The 16,683-nt window shown below is 58.4% G+C and carries 13 protein-coding genes; 7 read left to right on the top strand and 6 right to left on the bottom strand.

Annotated elements, in window-relative coordinates:
- The first annotated feature begins 164 nt into the window (after positions 1-164).
- Complete coding sequence (locus ACVWY9_RS03065; RefSeq protein WP_457387475.1) at positions 165-740, top strand: TIGR04376 family protein; 576 nt, start codon at positions 165-167, stop codon at positions 738-740.
- A 191-nt stretch (positions 741-931) separates the two neighbouring features.
- Complete coding sequence (locus ACVWY9_RS03060) at positions 932-1,228, top strand: PipX family protein (RefSeq protein ID WP_011432377.1); 297 nt, start codon at positions 932-934, stop codon at positions 1,226-1,228.
- A 67-nt stretch (positions 1,229-1,295) separates the two neighbouring features.
- Here ACVWY9_RS03060 and pheS read toward each other — a convergent pair whose 3' ends face one another.
- Complete coding sequence (gene pheS, locus ACVWY9_RS03055; protein WP_011432376.1) at positions 1,296-2,297, bottom strand: phenylalanine--tRNA ligase subunit alpha; 1,002 nt, start codon at positions 2,295-2,297, stop codon at positions 1,296-1,298.
- A 133-nt stretch (positions 2,298-2,430) separates the two neighbouring features.
- Positions 2,431-5,886, bottom strand: a complete 3,456-nt coding sequence (gene nrdJ, locus ACVWY9_RS03050; protein WP_457387474.1) for a ribonucleoside-triphosphate reductase, adenosylcobalamin-dependent — start codon at positions 5,884-5,886, stop codon at positions 2,431-2,433.
- Positions 5,887-6,219: 333 nt separating this feature from the next.
- Here nrdJ and ACVWY9_RS03045 point away from each other — a divergent pair, with 333 nt between their 5' ends.
- The 3 genes from ACVWY9_RS03045 (at position 6,220) to ACVWY9_RS03035 (ending at position 10,269) form a co-directional block, all read left to right on the top strand.
- The gene (locus ACVWY9_RS03045) at positions 6,220-7,434 is read left to right on the top strand and encodes a site-2 protease family protein (RefSeq protein ID WP_457387473.1); all 1,215 of its coding nucleotides are present in this window, start codon (positions 6,220-6,222) and stop codon (positions 7,432-7,434) included.
- Positions 7,435-7,612: 178 nt separating this feature from the next.
- A complete protein-coding gene (locus ACVWY9_RS03040) occupies positions 7,613-8,917 on the top strand; it encodes a M16 family metallopeptidase (RefSeq protein WP_457387472.1) in 1,305 nt (434 codons plus the stop codon).
- Between the two features lie 62 nt (positions 8,918-8,979).
- On the top strand, positions 8,980-10,269 hold the full coding sequence (locus ACVWY9_RS03035) for a M16 family metallopeptidase (protein ID WP_457387471.1): 1,290 nt from the start codon (positions 8,980-8,982) through the stop codon (positions 10,267-10,269).
- A 3-nt stretch (positions 10,270-10,272) separates the two neighbouring features.
- Here ACVWY9_RS03035 and cynS read toward each other — a convergent pair whose 3' ends face one another.
- Complete coding sequence (gene cynS / locus ACVWY9_RS03030) at positions 10,273-10,719, bottom strand: cyanase (protein WP_457387519.1); 447 nt, start codon at positions 10,717-10,719, stop codon at positions 10,273-10,275.
- A gap of 298 nt (positions 10,720-11,017) precedes the next feature.
- Here cynS and ACVWY9_RS03025 point away from each other — a divergent pair, with 298 nt between their 5' ends.
- Entirely contained in the window at positions 11,018-12,076 is a 1,059-nt protein-coding gene (locus tag ACVWY9_RS03025; RefSeq protein ID WP_457387470.1) for an o-succinylbenzoate synthase, read from the top strand.
- On the opposite strand, the gene prfB is transcribed toward ACVWY9_RS03025, so the two are convergent.
- Positions 12,073-13,204 (bottom strand): peptide chain release factor 2 gene (prfB, locus tag ACVWY9_RS03020; RefSeq protein WP_457387469.1). Its coding sequence is split into 2 segments (ribosomal slippage): positions 12,073-13,131 and positions 13,133-13,204, totalling 1,131 coding nucleotides; the frame shifts between segments, so codons are not numbered across the junction. The two genes, ACVWY9_RS03025 and prfB, sit on opposite strands and share 4 nt — an antisense overlap.
- A 322-nt stretch (positions 13,205-13,526) precedes the next feature.
- Between prfB and ACVWY9_RS03015 the strand changes: the two genes are divergently transcribed.
- Positions 13,527-13,928, top strand: coding sequence for a DUF4359 domain-containing protein (locus ACVWY9_RS03015; protein WP_457387468.1), 402 nt, complete (start codon positions 13,527-13,529; stop codon positions 13,926-13,928).
- 52 nt (positions 13,929-13,980) lie between these two features.
- Here ACVWY9_RS03015 and ACVWY9_RS03010 read toward each other — a convergent pair whose 3' ends face one another.
- Together ACVWY9_RS03010 and ACVWY9_RS03005 are read right to left on the bottom strand one after the other, a co-directional pair.
- Complete coding sequence (locus tag ACVWY9_RS03010) at positions 13,981-15,102, bottom strand: methyl-accepting chemotaxis protein (protein ID WP_457387467.1); 1,122 nt, start codon at positions 15,100-15,102, stop codon at positions 13,981-13,983.
- Between the two features lie 260 nt (positions 15,103-15,362).
- Positions 15,363-16,580 (bottom strand): HD domain-containing phosphohydrolase, encoded by a 1,218-nt coding sequence (locus tag ACVWY9_RS03005; RefSeq protein ID WP_457387466.1) that lies wholly within the window; start codon positions 16,578-16,580, stop codon positions 15,363-15,365.
- Positions 16,581-16,683 lie beyond the last annotated feature (103 nt).

The following is a 16,683-nucleotide window of genomic DNA, read 5'->3' as shown; positions in this document are numbered from 1 at the left end:
AGAGTTCCCAGTTGCGGTGAACTGGCGTGCCGGATGGATCCCTGGCCTCACTTTGGGTGAAGGTCGAAGGGAATGTCTTAAACGGGCATGGGATAACCCTATCTAGGATGGCCCAGCTTGGGCTACTCTAAACGCAACTGAGGGCTTGGGAAGAGGATCCATCGATGAAACTGATCGAAGATATCATCCGGTTTTTGGAAACCCGCCTGGAAGAATTTCTCAGGGCCCACCCTGAGATCGAGCTGCAAGCCCTCGATGAGCAGTTGCGCCAGCAGGAATCGGATACCCTGCAGCTGTTGCAGGAAAGCCGCGTCCAAGAGGAGGCTCTCCAAAAAAGCATTCTCAACTTGGCTGAGGAGATCAAAACCTGGCACTTTCGCATTGAGAAGGCGCAGCGGGCCAATCGTCCCGATCTGGCCGAAGGAGCGCGACGCCGGGAGGCTGAGCTGTTGGAGAGGGGCAGCCAGCTATGGGGTCAAATGAAAGCCCAAAAGGAGAAAATCCAACAAATGGAAGCGCTGCTGCCGCAAATTCGCCAGCGCCGCCAAGAAGTGAAGGCTAAGCTGCAGGAGGTAAGAGCCGCGCAAGCCAAAGGCATCGACAACCCGGACCGGAATTTCAGCCCTTGGGGAAAACCTTTCGAGACTTGGGATGAATTGGAAGAGCAATTTCGTCAGCTAGAGGTGGAAAACGAATTGAATGACACGAAGAGGAAGGTGCAGGAACAGCAGCGGCGGTAACAGCCTGACCCAAAATCTTGTTAGTTTGCTAATGTTGAATCCAGTCGCAACAGCCAAAATCGAGCTGGGCGGAACTTGTGATTTAAGCCCTTGGTCTCAAGAGCCATAGCCACATCATTTCCAGAACTTTCTCTGGCACCGACCGGGAAGAAAAGTCTCTCCTCTCTCCCAAGAGTGATACGCTATTGGGCATGAATGAGTTGTATCTGAATCACCCCACATTTGGTCTGCTCTACAGCCTGTGTCAGGTCGACGAAAATCAGGCTCTCTTCACCACGCTCTACGCCCAAAGGCTCTTTTTTCGGGTTTACTTCAGGCCGCCGGATAACAGCGGGGATCCTGCTGCCATGGAGGAGTTGGTCTTCGATCCGATTAGCCGTAATGAGGCTCGCCAGCTCATCGAAGAGCAAATGCGCCTGCTGCGCCGTGCTGCCCGCCAAGATGAGCTAGAACAATTGCAGTTGATCTACAAGCAAACCTTTTCCTGAAAGAGGGTTTTCTGAAGGTCTTGCAGGGCTCAGGACGAGGGTTTTGTTCCTCAGATAAGATAGCCACCTAAAACTGAGACAGAAAGCGCAGGTCGCTGGTATAAAACAGGCGGATATCCTGAATGCCGTGGAGGAGCATGGCCATCCGCTCAATGCCGATCCCTGCCGCAAATCCGGTGTAGCGCTCCGGGTCGTAGCCCACCGCTTGAAATACATTGGGATCCACCATGCCGCAGCCGAAGATTTCCAGCCATTTCGAGCCAAAGCGCACGTCCATCTCAGCAGAAGGCTCGGTAAAGGGAAAATAGCTGGGCCGAAAGCGGGTTTCTCGCTTGCCCAATAGGCGGGTGATGAAAGTGTTGAGGGTGCCCTTCAGGTCGGAAAAGGTGAGGTTCTCGCCCACCGCCAAAATTTCCATCTGGTGAAACACAGCGGAGTGGGTGGCATCCACGGTATCGCGGCGCATCACCCGACCGGCATGCACAATGCGCAGCGGCGGCTGGTGTTGCTCCATGTAGCGCACCTGCACCGAGGAGGTTTGGGTACGCATCAGGTAGCCATTGGCCAGGTAGAGGGTATCCTGCATATCCCGCGCCGGATGGTCGGCAGGGGTGTTGAGGGCCTCGAAGTTGTAGTACTCCGTCTCGAGCTCAGGCCCATGCACCACGGTGTAGCCCATTCCCACAAAGATATCGAGCATGCGGTCGATGGTGGCCTGCAGCGGATGGATCCGCCCCAGAGGCCGACGGGGCCCGGGCATAGTGACATCCAGGCGCTCTGCTTCTAGGCGGGCCAGCAGTTGAGCTTCACCAAGGGCCTGTTTGCGCTGCTCCAGACTGGATTGGAGGGCCTCCTTAAAGGTGTTTGCCAAAGCGCCAATGGCAGGCCGTTCTTCTGGGGGCAGCTTCCCCATTCCCCCCAAGATTTTGGAGAGCTTACCTTTCTTGCCCAGGTAGTCGATGCGGATCTGTTCCAGAGCCTCCAGACCGTCAGCTTGTTCCACTTGGGCGAGGGCCTCGCTTTGCAGGGTGAGAAGCTGTTGGCGAAGCGTGTCTTTTTCGTCTTGCATGGGGCCGATTCCAAGGGCAGAAGGGATCCCTGGGGTTGTGAGGAGTCCCTACAAAGGTATCACAGGAGGGAGCTCGGTCGCGCCTTTGCATCCGATGGGGTTGGTCGGCAGCAGGGGGAACCCTTTTGAGGAACTAGCTCTGAGGCGCCGAATCTGGCAACAGACACCCCAGAGCGTCACACCCTGCCGGTCCCTCTGCTGCCAAGGTAAAGTTGCGGTCGTAGCGGGCCAGGGCCGCGAAGAAGTTATCTGTCCGCCGTCTCTTTTTGACCTCGGCCACCAGTCGTTCGTAGGTGGGCTTGTCGATTTTCTCAAAAGGCAGGCGGGGGAAGGGGGCATCGAAGCGGGCCAGCAGCGCTGCGCTGATGTAGCCCTCGTCGTCGCGGATGGCTTCGTAGATACGGGATCCCAGAGCTTCCACCTCGTCCTCCCGCAGCTCGATGGTGGCGGAGGTGTTGTGGGTGGTGTAGTACTTCTGAACCTGCATATAGAAGTCAAACTGGGCCAGGGCCGAGAATTGCTCGATCTCGATCTGGCCAGCACCGGGCAGGTTGGCCCATTCTACTTCCACAGGCAGTTCCACCAGCCATTCGGTACAGCGGGGATCAAAGGGGTCGTTGAGCAAGTTCCCGTTTTCATCTTTGTCCGCCTGAGCAGGTACCACCGAGTAGCCATAGTCCAGACAGGCCAGCGCCACCGGGTCATTTTTGGCAAAGGTGATGCGGCGGATGTAGCGTTGGGCTTTGGGCGGGTGCCAGCCGGGAGAGGCGTTGGTGAGCAGCGACTTGGTGCCGGCGGGCTGAACCGTGGTGCAGCGGTTGGGGCGGCGCAGGCTGTGGCGGTCGCAGTAGTCCCAGACCACGCGGTGGACGATCTCCTTCCAGCGGCTGAGGTATTCCCGCTCCTGCTGCTTGAATTCCTTCCCGATGGGGGTATCGGGTCTCCCTTCCTGCCACCAGCGCAGCCATTCAACCCCAAAGGCTTTGACGCAAAAGTCGAACAGGCCTGTGAACGAGACGCCGACGATGGGATCCCATTCCCGCGAGCGCTGGAAGCGAGGTTCCACAAAGTGGTGGTGGAGTAGGGCTGCCACCGTGAGAGCTCCCGCTGTAAAGGCGTCTTCCTGCTCCTGCCGGTTGTGGGGATCCAAACGGTTGAGGTGGATCTCGGCCAAGTTGCAATGGAATGTGTGGCCAATAATCTCGCCACAGTTGTGGACAACAAACCCATTGGCATCAAAGCACGCTGGGCCGGGGACAGTACAGTCATACACCGGCTCTACCCCGTCTGCCTCAAGGGCAGCAACCGTCACAGCAAACCGCTCTCGGTTGAGCTGGCGCTTGTAGCCATTCAGCAGTGCCTCTAGCTTTTGGGCTTTGTGCGGTTCCCGAAAGCCGACCCATTCCTGGAACAGATGCAAGTTGTCGTTGGCAATAACCAATTCGTGCTGGGCTTTGCAAGCGTATGGTGCAGGTTGGCGAGCACTGTTCGGCAGCAGGCGATATCCAGCAGGACGGCGATTCTCATACAAAACTGCAATGATGCCCAGCCGCGCCAGCATGCGCTGAACCGCTTTGAGGGTACCCAGATGGCTTTGAGAGAGCCGCACGCTAACCCCTTTCTCCTGATTACCTTGCACGCTGCCATCCGCATCAAAGAGCCCGCACAAGAAGCCTCGATGAAACTGGAAGCTGGTGGCTTCGAGCGCCTCTGTCATCTGCTTTTGTCCGGGCCTCATGCCGAACTGGGCCGCCAGTTTTGCCAACCCCCTGGAGCCGATAACCCGCAACCCAAGCTGCGCATAGTGATATGCCTCTGGCTGGCGGGGCTCGTAACCCACTGCCGTTTGCAAAAGCTGAATCGCATACTGGCTCATTTCGGCTTGGGTATCTTGCCAATAGCGTAATAAAGCCGTGTCGTTCCACGGGGTTGCCGTAAGGCTACCGTCACCCAGCAAATTCCCCAAAAGCCAGCCTTCTTCCCAGGTACCCGCCCCATCCCACGGGGTGAGATCGCGATGGTTGTGCAGCAGGATGCGGTCGCCCGGTTGTAGGCTTTCTGCCGGTACCCACTCGGTGTATTGTGCCTTTTGGGTTTGAGCGGTGACTTTGAGAACCCGATGGTTGCCTGTCAGCCGCAGAGAGAACCCTTCCTTGGTCAAAAGCTTCAGCACAGGCTTGGTACCGGAGTAGAAGAACCCCTCCGGTGTGGTACTGAATAGTTCTCCATTGACATAGGTGCTGTGCTGCTTCCCAATCAGGTCTCTCACCTGGCGCGGCCCATCGCCCGTGTGCACCCAGGTATCGGCTGTCACGCAGGGATTCAGCCCATAGCGCCACAGGCGATCCTGAAGTTCCTCTTCCCCTAGGGAGGGATCCCGTCCCTTTAGCCATTCTCGGGCCGTTCCTGCCTCATAGGCTTTGAGAAAGTCGGGTTTTAGGTCGGGTGGGATAAGGTCGCAATTGGCCCGTGCTACGGCTTCCCCGGCCCACTGGATGGCCCCCTCGCCTGAGTAAAACTGCTTCCGCACGGCCTCAATACATTCTTCCCGCGTCGGCTTGCGGTGAAACACCCGCGTGTGGTTGGCCATGCGCAGGGCATCTCGCTCGGGATCAATTCTCCAGTTGCCGTTTTCGTCCTGCTGCCAGAGGTTGTCTTTGGCGGTGGATCCCAGCTGGTCGTCGGCAGCAAACTGACGAATGCCAGCGCTACGACGAATGTTTCCCGCCACCACCACCACCGCCGCCTCGTCGATGAGCAAACAGCACTCCACCGAGTTCAGTTGCCGACCTACCGCCCTGTTGAGGATGGCGGCACAGCGCTCGTACAAGCCGGGCAGCTTAATGGGGTTGGCTACGCCCCCAAATCCCTTCAGCCTCTCGCCGGCAGGGCGGATATCGCTCAGATCTACCGTCACGTCCACCTGACCGCCAAAGCCGGGATCCGACGCCAGCTCCAGCAGCGCTTGGTAGGACTCCACCCAGCCGCGGCGGCTGTCCCCTACCTGGATGTGCACCTGGGATCCCTGCCGTTGGATGCGGGTGTGCTCCTGCCGCTCTTCGGGAGGGGTGGTGCCGATGGATCCCTTGACGTGAACCTGAAGGCGGTTGAGGATGGGAGGCAAGCGGTTGATGAATTGGGGTTCCAGCACCGCTCCCGTGCCGCAGCCCATCATGGCCAGATCCATCATCAGGCCAAAGGCCCGCCAGTCCACCACCGCCAAACTGGTGCAGTTGTAGGCACCGGAGAAGTTTTCCGGCTTCTGGATCCAGTCGGTGCCCATCACCCACAAGGCTCGACCGGAGATCAACGCCTTCAACTGCCGCTGCAGACGTTCTACCAACTGCCGCTCCTGAGGGGTGAAGCGCCCCAACCGGGCAATATCGGCCAAGGTGCGATCGCAAACCTCGCTCCAAGTCTCGCGGCTGCCATCTGGGCGGCGACGGCTGTAGGTGCGGTAGAACACCGGGCTGGCCGCCGGGGCTGTGGCCGGAAACTCGCCCAGAGGCAGGGATCCCGTCGTTTCAGCGGGATCAAGTCCCTGCACTTCTTCGCTCTGTTCGCCTGAGTGGGACGAAGTCCACACCATAGCCACACCCCTCCTGCAAAGCTCCCCTGCTAAAGCTCGGTCGTTCCAACTTTTGAGTGCTGGTTGGCCCCGCCGACCCAATGCCCAACCACGTTATCACAATCTTCGGGGGTCTGGTGTTGTAGGTAGTGTTGTGCTCTGAGAAGATCTTTAAGAGCCTCTAGGGATAGGGCAGGCCTGCTGTCTGCCGGGGGAGCCGCAAGGGAACGGAAGGCCCGGCAGAAGGGCTACAGTGGAGGAGAGGGATCCCAAGTTAAGGGGCTGCTTGTCGTCTTCAACGGCACCTTGCTGGGCCTTCTCCCAAGTGAGAGCTGTGTAAGGAGTTGTATCGTCATGACCAGTCGCCTGCGCATCGGTAGCTTGTGGGGGATCCCCTTTTTCATCGACTACACCTGGTTCCCGGCAGCTCTGTTGCTGGTGCTCTCCTATGGAGTGGTGACGGCGGTGGGGTTGTTTCTTTCTCTGCTGGCCCATGAGTTGGCCCACAGCTTGGTGGCCCGCGCCTATGGAGTACGGGTCAACTCCATCACCCTGTTTATTTTTGGGGGTATGGCGGCGATTGAGCGGGAAGTTCCCCGCCCCCTTGGCGCTTTCTGCGTGGCGGTGGCAGGCCCTCTCCTCAGCTTGGGCCTGTTCATCCTCTTCAGCGTGGCCCGGGCTTGGGCTGTGCCGGAGTCGATGCTGGCCTCAACCCTCACCAGCTTGGCAGTCATCAACCTGACGATCGCCCTGTTTAACCTGCTGCCGGGCCTGCCTCTGGATGGAGGGCAAATGCTCAAGGCAGCCATCTGGGGTTGGACGGGGGATCGGCAACAGGGCATGATTTGGGCAGCTCGGGCCGGGCAGTTTGTCGGCTTTGGCCTGCTGGGGCTGGGGTTGTTGGCGGTGTTTGCCGGCAGCCTGAACGGCTTGTGGATGGGGTTAATCGGGCTGTTTATTTTGAACACCGCCCGCCGCTACAGCCAGTACGCGCAGCTGCAGCAGGTGCTGGCCCGCCTGAAAGCTGCGGATGTCATGACCCGTCATTTTCGGGTTTTGGACGCAAACATGAGCCTGCGGGAGTTTGTGGATCGCTATCTGGTGCCTTCTTCTCTCAAGCCGGAAGCCCCAACTCAACCGGCAGACGTCTATTTTGCTGAGGAAGATGGCCGCTACCGCGGGCTGGTCAGGCCGGAATTGCTCAACGACATCGAGCGCAGCCAGTGGGATCGCCTCACCCTAAAAGCCATTCTCAAGCCGATGGAGCAACTGCAGGGGGTACGAGAAGAGACCCCCATTCCTCAGGTGATTCAGATGATGCGCCAGGCGGAACCGCGCCGCATTTTGGTCTTCACGCCCACCGGAGCCATTGCCGGCTTGATCGATCGCGGAGATGTGGTGGCCATGGCTGCCCGGCAGTTGGGAGTGACGCTGCCCCAGGAAGTGGTGCAACGGGTGCGCGACAGCCAAGAGTGGCCCCCTGGATTTCAGGTGGAGGACAATCTAGCCAGCGAGGGATCCCCCAGTTTGTCTTGGCAGGGATCCCCGGATCTGCACAATGAGCCTTAGGGGATTAAGAGGGCAGGGAGCGGCCCCAGGTACCTCGGTTTTCCCTCTCCCCCAAGAAGGGCGCAGTGTTTGGGATTGGCGAGCCGGGGAGAGAAGGCTAAGAAAAGTAGTCTCAGATACTACTTCTGGGAGACCCTCTCCCTCTACAATTAAGACTGTTCTCCATCAGTTAAGAATTTTGAATCGCGCTCCTCGTCTCTTGCCCGCCTACACCCACCGACTGAGCAACGGGTTAGGCGTTGTCCTTCATCCCATCCCAATTGTCGATTCTGTCACTGTTGATGTTTGGGTACGGACGGGCGGACGCCATGAGCCGCCGGAGTGCCTCGGCATCTCCCATTTTCTGGAACACATGGTGTTCAAGGGCAGCGAGCGGCTGGCCCCTGGTGAGCTGGATCGGGCCGTCGAAGGACGGGGGGGAATCACCAATGCGGCCACCGGCCAAGACTACACCCATTACTACATTACGGTGGCTGCTGCTGACCTAGCGGATACCCTGCCCTACCTGGCAGAGGTGGTTTTGCGGGCCGGGATCCCAGATGAAGAGTTTGAGCGGGAGCGGCAGGTGGTTCTGGAGGAAATTCGCCGCGCTGCCGACAACCCCGACTACACGGCCTACCAGCTTCTGATGGAGACCGCCTACGGGGAGCACCCTTATGGACGACCGGTGTTGGGCACACCGGAGAGCTTGATGCAACTGACCCCTGAGCTGATGCGGGCCTACCACCGCGCTTGGTATCGGCCTGAATCCATGACGGTGGTGGTGACGGGCGGCATCGATCCCGAGCAGGCGTTGGCTTTGGTGGAGGAGCAGTTTGGCGGCCCTGCTGCTGGGCCAGCACCGGCCAGCCCCCCCATTCCGCCCCAGCCTCGTCCCCAAGGGATCCTGCGCCGGGAGAGCGACCATGCCCGCTTGGAGCAAGCCCGTCTGAAGTTGGCCTGGCCTACTGTCGGCGTTGACGATTGGCAACAAGCCTGTGGCCTGGAGATGTTGGCCTCTCTGCTGGGAGATGGCCGTACTGCGCGTCTGGTGCATCTGCTGCGGGAACAGCGGGGCTGGGTGAGAGCCATTGGCTGTTCTTCGTTGGTGCTGAAGGAGGGGGGACTTTTTTGCATCAGCGCTCAGCTGGAGCCGGAAGATGTGGCCCGGGTGGAGGCGACGATCCTGCACGAGATCGAAAAGCTGCAGCAGGATGGCATCGGCCAAGCAGAGTTGGATCGCACCCGGCGTATGCTCACCCATGAGTTCCTGTTCTCCGCCGAGTCTCCCAGTCAACTGGCGGGCATCTATGGCTACTACGAGACGCTGGGCGGGGTGCAGCGCATTCAAGAGTACCTGGAGCTGTTGCAATCCTTTACCCCGGCTCAGATCCGGGAATTGGCCCAGCGGTACTTGTCTCTGGAGGCTTATGTGGTCACCGTTCTCAAGCCGACTGCCCCAGAACCAGCGACGACCTCAGAGCTGCAACTGGCTTGTCGTTGAGCGCCGCCTCGACGTTCTGGACTCTTGACTTTTGGATTTTTTGGACGGGATCCCTTGCCTGCATGAACTCTGCTTTGCTTGCCACTCAACGTGGCCGTTTACAGCGCGTCCTTTTGGCCAATGGCATCACCCTGTTGCTGGGCCAGAACCCAACGGTGGAGATCTTGGCTGCCCACTGTTTTTTCCGCGGCGGCAGCCGGACAGAGCGACCGCAACAGGCAGGGGTGAGCCACTTGATGGCGGCTGTCCTCACCAAGGGTACGCATCGGCGCAACTCCCAGGCCATTGCCGCTGCGGTGGAATCGTTGGGAGCCTCGCTATCTGTGGACAGCTCTGCCGACTATTTCGAGGTGAGTCTGCGCTGTGTCTCTGCCGACTTCCCAGAGCTGCTGGAATTGCTGGCGGAGATGCTGCGGGATCCCAGTTTTCCTGAAGACGAGGTGGCACGAGAGCAGGCGTTGATGCTGCAGGCCATTCGCGCCCAGCAGGAACGGCCCTTCAGCCTGGCTTTTGATCAGGTGCAACAGGCCCTCTACGGGGATCACCCCTACGCCCTGCCAGGACTGGGACGGTTGGAGACGGTGGGATCCCTGACCCGCGAGGACTTGGCGGCCTATCACGCGGCCTACTGTCGTCCAGATGGAATGGTGATGGTGGTGATCGGCCCAGAGACGCCGGAGCAGGTGGCTGCCCAGGTGGAAGCAGCTTTGGGGGACTGGGTTGTTCCCGGTTCGCCTGCCCCCGATCCGGATCTGCCGCTGCCCCCTTTGGAGAGGCCGCAACTGCTGAAACGCTCCCAGCCCACTCAGCAGACGACCATCTTGATTGGCTTTCGCGGATCCCCTGCTGCTTCTGCGGATTATCCGGCCCTGAAACTGCTGGCCACCTACTTGGGCAGCGGCCTGTCCAGCCGTCTTTTTGTGGAACTGCGGGAGCGCTGGGGCCTAGCCTATGAGGTCTCGGCTTTTTTTGCCACCCGCCGGGATCCCGCCCCTTTCGGGGTCTATATGGGCACTGCGGCAGAGAATACCCAGGTGGCCCTGGAGCGCCTACACGCAGAAATCCACCGTCTCCAGGCCAGTCCGCTCGACCTGGCGGAGGTGGAAATGGCGCAGCGCAAACTTCTCGGCCAATACGCCCTCAGCAAACAAACCAATGCCCAGGTGGCTCAACTGGCAGGCTGGTACGAGATTTTGGGCTTGGGCATGGAGTTCGACCAGCAGTATTTGCAAAGGGTCAAGGAGCTCACCCCAGAGCAGCTCCATCAAGCTGCGAAAACCTACCTGACCAACTCGGCCATCGCTCTGGTGGGGCCGGAAGCGGCCTTGGCAGAAGCAGAGCCGATGTTTTAACTGCTACCACTTTTTATAGGGCAGGAACTTACCAGACATAATCACCTTAACACGATCTCCTTTAGGATCCTCTTCCTTTTCTATGTCTAGGGTGAAGTCAATAGCGCTCATGATTGCATCGCCAAACTTTTCATGAATCACGGCTTTGATTGGCATGCCGTAAACTTGAACAATCTCGTAAAAGCGGTAAATTAAGGGATCCGTCGGCACCACTGGCCCTAAGCCTTTCAGTGGGCATTCGGTCAATTGTTTAGCGACAGCGGCGTCCAAGCCTAAGATTTCGGCAATTTTGTTTGCTTCTTCTGCGGAAGCACTGGCCTGACGATAGAAGACCGCTGCAATCCACACCTCATCCCGGCCTATTTTCTCTTCCAAGTCAGCAAAAGTTAATCCCCTTTCAGCTTTGGCTTCCAAAAGCTTTTTGGTGATTTCGGGAATGGCTGTACTCATCATCGACTCCTAAGTTTTAGCTGTGCAGGCAACTCAATCTGGATTTACCACCCAAACCCGAACTCGCGATTTCTCAGTGGCACAGGTTTATTGGGAAAAGTGATGCTCTATTCAGAATCTGCTGCTTTTTTCCTTAATCATACGTAAGGAAGCACTTCTTAGGGCAGGAAGATACGCTATGTCTTCAACTCAATTCTGTAGTTTCAGCTACAGCAAGAACATCAGTCCCGCTATCTCGCTTGCAACATTTCTCTAATCTTTGAGATGCTCTACTTGTAGCTCCTCACTCTGAGGATCCTTGGAAGCGGAGAAAAAGGTGCTAGGCTTTGCGTTCTGCCTGTATCGGCGCCCCTTTCGGCAGCCCCTGCGCACCCACCGCGGCCTGTGGTCTATCCGGGAAGGGATCCTGATCCGGCTTACGGATTGGGAGACAGGCTATCAAGGGTATGGGGAAATTGCTCCCATTCCTTGGTTTGGCAGCGAAACCCTAGAGCAGGCTCTGGAGTTTTGTCAGCAGTTGCCCCCTCTTTTGTCGGAGGCGCATATTTTGGGGATCCCAGAAGCACTGCCGGCCTGCCGGTTTGGGTTGGAAGGCGCTTGGCTGGCCTGTCGGGATCCCGATTGGTTGAACAAGGATCTCTCTCTACTCTCTTTCTGTGAACTTTTGGGGGAGACCCTGCCGCCGGAATCTTACAAGGACTCCTACAAGGACTCCGTCCCACTCACGCGGTCGGTGTACAAGCTCAAGGTGGGGAGGGATCCCATGCAGCAGGAGTTGGAGAAGCTGGAGCAATGGCTGGAGCGGTTGCCACCAGGATCCCATCTGCGTTTGGATGCCAATGGGGGGTTAACGCTTGCGGAGGCCCACCGGTGGCTGATGGTTTGTGATCGGCTCAACCAGGCCTCGCCGGTCAAGATTGAGTTTTTGGAGCAGCCTCTGCCGCCGGATCAGCACGCCCATTTGGTGGAGCTCAGCCGCCAGTACCAGACCCCCATTGCTTTGGATGAATCGGTGGCCTGCCTGGAGCAGTTGCAAGCGATCCATCGGTCAGGATGGAAAGGGATCCTGGTGGTGAAGCCGTCTCTGGTGGGCTCCTGCATTGCGCTGCGAGAGTATCTCAGCCGCCATCCCGGCCTGGATCTGGTCTTTTCTTCGGCGCTGGAGACTGCCATCGGCGCCTGGCATGGACTGGCCTGGGCGGGATCCCTGCAAGCCAAAACCGCCTCTCCCCGGGCCGTGGGATGGGGGGTAGGGGAGTTTTTCCAGGAAGGGGATCCCGTTCAGCTCCAAATGGCCTCACCGGAGGAGCGGCTTGCTCTGATGCAGGCGGTGTGGGAGCGCTACAGCCGGCCCTAGACTGCGGCGGCCTGTTGTTTGGCGTATTCCTGCCGCAGATAGGCCTGGATAAAATGCATCAGTTCCTCCGGCTCGCCGTTCATAAAGGCCTCGACATTGTAGGTTTCGGCGTTGGTGCGGTGATCTTTGATCAGCTTGTAGGGATCGAAGGTGTAGGTGCGAATACGCCCCCCAAAGCCCTGAGTCACCATCTCGCCGCGAATCTCGGCCAGCTTTTGTCTGCGTTTTTCTTCTTCCATCTCGATCAGCTTGGCCTTCAAGATCTGGATGGCCCGCTCTTTGTTTTGCAGTTGGGAGCGCTCTTCGGTACAGCGCACAGCAATGCCGGTGGGCTTGTGGATCACCCGCACTGCTGTTTCCACTTTGTTCACGTTTTGGCCACCTGCCCCACCTGAGCGGGAGGTCTCGAACTCCAGATCTTCCATCTTCAGCTCATACTCGCTTTCCTCTTCCAGAATCGGCATCACCTCTACGCCAGCAAAGCTGGTTTGCCTTTTGCCGTTGGCGTTGAAGGGGCTGATGCGCTCCATGCGGTGGTTGCCCTTCTCGGCAGAAAGATACCCATAGGCGTAGGGGCCTTCGATCAGCAGGGTGGCGGACTTGATGCCGGCTTCGGCACCTTCGGAGTATTCCGAGAGGCTGACCTTGTAGCCCTGGTTTTCGGCCCAGCGGGTGTACATTTTCAGGAGCATTTCCGCCCAGTCCTGGGCGTCGGTTCCCCCTGCGCCGGCGGTGATGGTGAGGATGGCACCGTTTTTGTCGTAGGGGCCGGAGAGCAGTTGCTGTAGCTCCCACTGGCCCAACTCCCGCTCCACCACTGCCAGGGATCCCGCTGTCTCGGCTAAGAGTTCCGGATCGGGCTCTTCTTGGAGCAGCTCAAGGGCGCTGACGGCATCTTCTAGGCGATCCTTCCAGCGATGCACCTGATCCCAGGAGGCTTTGAGGCTGTTGAGCTGCTGCAGGTGGCGGCGGGCTGCCTCTACATCATTCCAAAACTGGGGCTGGGAGGCTTCCTGCTCTAGGATGGCGATCTGTTGCTCCAGGTGAGGCAGGTCAAAGATAGTCCTGAGCGTTGCTCAGGCGCAAGGTGAGCGATTCTAGGGTGCGTCTTAGATCGGCAAGTTCCATAGAGAACATCAAACCATCTGCACATCGGATCCCATCCTATCCTGTGGGCCAGCAACTCAATCAAGGGATATAGCCCTTCTGCGGGCTTGCCGGAACACTGTTGCCGTGCAGCGCCGGTGAACCGGGTTCCTAGGAGTCCTTTCGGGGTAGAGCGTTTGGCTGTTGATCCCGCGCAGGCGGCTGGCGAAAGGGCTACGGGATCGACGGGTCGGCTTTGGTCGATTGCGTCAGCGGGACAGAACCCTTTGGCTTCTGCCGGAAGATCCCTGTTGAGGTGGCTCAAGCCTGTAGCAGAATGGAAAACCTGGTTTCGGAGGCTGCGATGCTAAAGGTCTTTTCCTTGCTTTCCGGGCTGGTTTTGGCCGGAGGGGTGGCTGCTTTGGCCATCACCAATCCCACCTTAGAAGAGTACAGAACCCATGCAGGGCAACAACTGGCCGCCTACGCTACGCGAGAATACTGCGCTCAGATCCCGTCTTTCTTGGTCACTTTGATTGAGGAATGTCATACCCTCGTCCGAGAGCTTCAGCCCGAACTGGAAGCTTTGTTCATGCGCCAAACCCGCCGGCAGAATTTTATCCTTTTCAGCCTCTACACCACCGATTTGTCGTTGCTCAACTTTGGCCCACTGGGGATCTCCTTGCCCACCTACCACTTTGAAACCCTTGCCGTGGCTGGGCAATTTTATACTTATGAGATTCGAGAGGGGAAAGCTGCCCCCTAGCCACCATGGCAACCTCAGGCTCTCAGGATCCAGAAGAATCTCAAAAGTGAGGCTAGATTTGGGCTCGTTCCAACAGGGTTTGCAGCTCTTCCAGGGCCAACTGGGCCGACTGGGCCTGCTGGTAAAGGGATTGCACCACCTCAGCGCTGCTCTGGGCCGATTGCAGTGTGGATTGGCTCTGGCGCTGGATACGCTCTGCTAGGCCGCGAATGCGGTTGCTGGCTTCAGTGGTTCGCCCGGCCAATTTGCGGATCTCCTGGGCAATGGCTCCAAAGCCACCGGCACCACCGCTGCGGTTGGCCTCTACAGCCGCGTTAAAGGAGAGCAGGCGAATGTATCCTGCTACCTCCACAATCAAGTCCACGATGGTATTGATTTCCTTGAGCTCCCGCGACAACTCCTGGCTGTTGCCGGCAATTTCCTGAACTAAGCCACGTACCGCCTCCACGCCTTCAAAGGTGGCGGCAAAGGTGGATTTGCCCCTTTCAGAGAGCACAGAACTGATTTCAATGATGCGGGCGTTCAGGCGAGCCAGCTCCTCAGAGCGCTGTTGGGCCCGACGACGTTCCATATCTAAGGCCAGGTTTTGGTTGAGGATCTCGGCTTTTTGCCGCTCCAGATCCCGGGCATACTGGAGGCTGCGGTTTTTTTCCTGCTCCAGCTCTGCCAAGATCCTTTTCATCTCTTCCTGCTGCTCCTGTAGCTTGCGCTGGGTGGCCAGATGCACCTGGGCCTGGGCCACCAACAACACCGGCACATCGAGAAGGCGGTAGTCCTGGGATCCCAGTTGAACCACCACGGGGTCATAGATGGTCTCTTCGGGTCGTTGGAAGGCTCGGTCGGCTGCTTGGATGACATCGCAGTCTCCGGGGAGCAAGAGAAAATCCCGGCTATGAAACTCCACCATGGAGCTGATGGGCCGCTTCAAAAACACATCCAGGCCGTAGGGCTTGCTGAGCATCCACTCCAAAATGGCGCGGCGGGTCAACATTCCCCGCACTCGCGACCGCTCGTCCAGCACGATGACCCCTGAAAGGCTGCTGTCATCTTCCAGGCGGCGCACCACGTTCTCACAAGGGGTGGACTCGCTCACCTGAAACTCTACCAGAGCCAGATCGCGCAGCTTGGTGTTAATCGATAGGGTAGGAGTGGGCGGATTGGTCAGGGTAGCCATCACAGGGATCCTCGGCGCGGGTTGGGCAGAGACAAGTGGCCAATACTGTGCTATTATAGAGGAACACAGAAAGACGGCTCTGCTCGGCTGGCCAGGGAGCTATTGGCAGAGAGAGCCGGCCCCCTTCAGTTTGCCTTGGGATCTGGTCTCCTGGCTACAGTCCTACGCGGGATTGTGCGGAAAGAGGCTTTTTTTGTGGGCAGGCGAGGAACCTGGGCAAAAGTGGATATTCTGAACGCAGGGTCTAGAGGGATCTGTGTTCAGCAAGGCTCTTGATAGCGGTGGTAGATCTCCAAGATTTCGCCGCGCCCGCGGTTAAAAGCTGCCACTACCTGCGGATCGAAGTGGCTGCCGCTGTTGTTTTCCACAAACCGAAAGATCTCGTCCAGATCCCAGGCTTCTTTGTAGGGGCGACGGCTGGCCAAGGCATCGAATACATCGGCTAAGGCCACAATCCGCCCCTCCAGTGGGATCCCTTCTCCTTTGAGGCCGCGCGGATACCCACTGCCGTCGAACTTCTCGTGGTGGGTAAGGGCGATGATGGCGCTCTTTTGCATCAGCTCGGAGTCGGACTTGCTGAGAATTTCGTAGCCGATCTCAGGGTGGCGGTTCATGATCTGCCGCTCTTCTGGGGTCAGACGCCCCGGCTTTTGCAAGATGGCATCCGGGATCCCGATTTTGCCCACATCGTGCATGGGACTGGCGTAGAAGATCAGCTCTTGCTCATGGCTGGATAGGCCCAAGTGCTTGGCGATGATGCGAGAGTAGTTGCTCATCCGCTTCAGGTGAAAGGAGGTATCTTGATCCCGGTATTCTGCGGCCACAGACAGACAGAAGATGGTCTCGAAGTGGGCAGATTTGAGTTCTTCCCGCAATTGGACGTTTTGATAGGCAACCGCCGCCTGGGAGGCCAAGGCTTCTGCCACGCTAACTTCCAGCTCAGAAAAAGGTTGGCTCCACTCGGCCACTTGGTCAGGAGCTAGGGGGGTGGGGTGATCCGGCTTTAGGCGGTTCAACAGTTGTAGGGCGCCGAGGATCTTGCCTGAGGGATCCCGCATGGGCACAGTGAGCAAGGAGCGGGTGCGATAGCCGGTCTGCCGATCCACCTGTGGGTTAAAGGCATAGGGCCGGTCGGCGGGCAGGTGGTAGACATCTGGCAGATTCAGGCTCTCCCCGGTGAGCACCACATAGCCCACAATGCTGGAAGGGCTGAGGGGCAGGCGCAGATCCCGCAGCTCCTCATGGCGGTTGACCACGAAAAAACGCAATTCTTCTCCCTCTCGGACAAAAAGGCTGGCCCCATCACAGTGGGTCAGTTCTCGGGCTTGAGCAACGATCAACTCCAGCAGCCGCTGCAGATCCGTTTCTGAGGAGAGGGCAATCCCCACCTGAATCAGACGCTGGCTGAGGCGCAGGGCATCCGAGGCATCGAATTCGGTTGTGCTGGGGTGAAGACCGAAGGGGGTGGGCAGGCTCATAGCAGGGTTGGTCAGAAGCGTTCACAGTGAGCGTTGACAATAAACAATGGCAGAGTCATGGGCGGCGAGCCATTTGCCCCCAGGGATCCTCACCGCTGTCCCG

The organism is Thermostichus sp. OS-CIW-31 (assembly GCF_054060305.1).
This window is presented reverse-complemented; position numbering and strand designations above follow the sequence as displayed.

Coding starts and splice junctions, on each gene's coding strand:
- ACVWY9_RS03065 (WP_457387475.1), top strand. CDS start 165: ATGAAACTGATCGAAGATATCATCCGGTTTTTGGAAACCCGCCTGGAA.
- ACVWY9_RS03060 (WP_011432377.1), top strand. CDS start 932: ATGAATGAGTTGTATCTGAATCACCCCACATTTGGTCTGCTCTACAGC.
- pheS (WP_011432376.1), bottom strand. CDS start 2,297: ATGCAAGACGAAAAAGACACGCTTCGCCAACAGCTTCTCACCCTGCAA.
- nrdJ (WP_457387474.1), bottom strand. CDS start 5,886: ATGGTGTGGACTTCGTCCCACTCAGGCGAACAGAGCGAAGAAGTGCAG.
- ACVWY9_RS03045 (WP_457387473.1), top strand. CDS start 6,220: ATGACCAGTCGCCTGCGCATCGGTAGCTTGTGGGGGATCCCCTTTTTC.
- ACVWY9_RS03035 (WP_457387471.1), top strand. CDS start 8,980: ATGAACTCTGCTTTGCTTGCCACTCAACGTGGCCGTTTACAGCGCGTC.
- cynS (WP_457387519.1), bottom strand. CDS start 10,719: ATGAGTACAGCCATTCCCGAAATCACCAAAAAGCTTTTGGAAGCCAAA.
- ACVWY9_RS03015 (WP_457387468.1), top strand. CDS start 13,527: ATGCTAAAGGTCTTTTCCTTGCTTTCCGGGCTGGTTTTGGCCGGAGGG.
- ACVWY9_RS03010 (WP_457387467.1), bottom strand. CDS start 15,102: ATGGCTACCCTGACCAATCCGCCCACTCCTACCCTATCGATTAACACC.
- ACVWY9_RS03005 (WP_457387466.1), bottom strand. CDS start 16,580: ATGAGCCTGCCCACCCCCTTCGGTCTTCACCCCAGCACAACCGAATTC.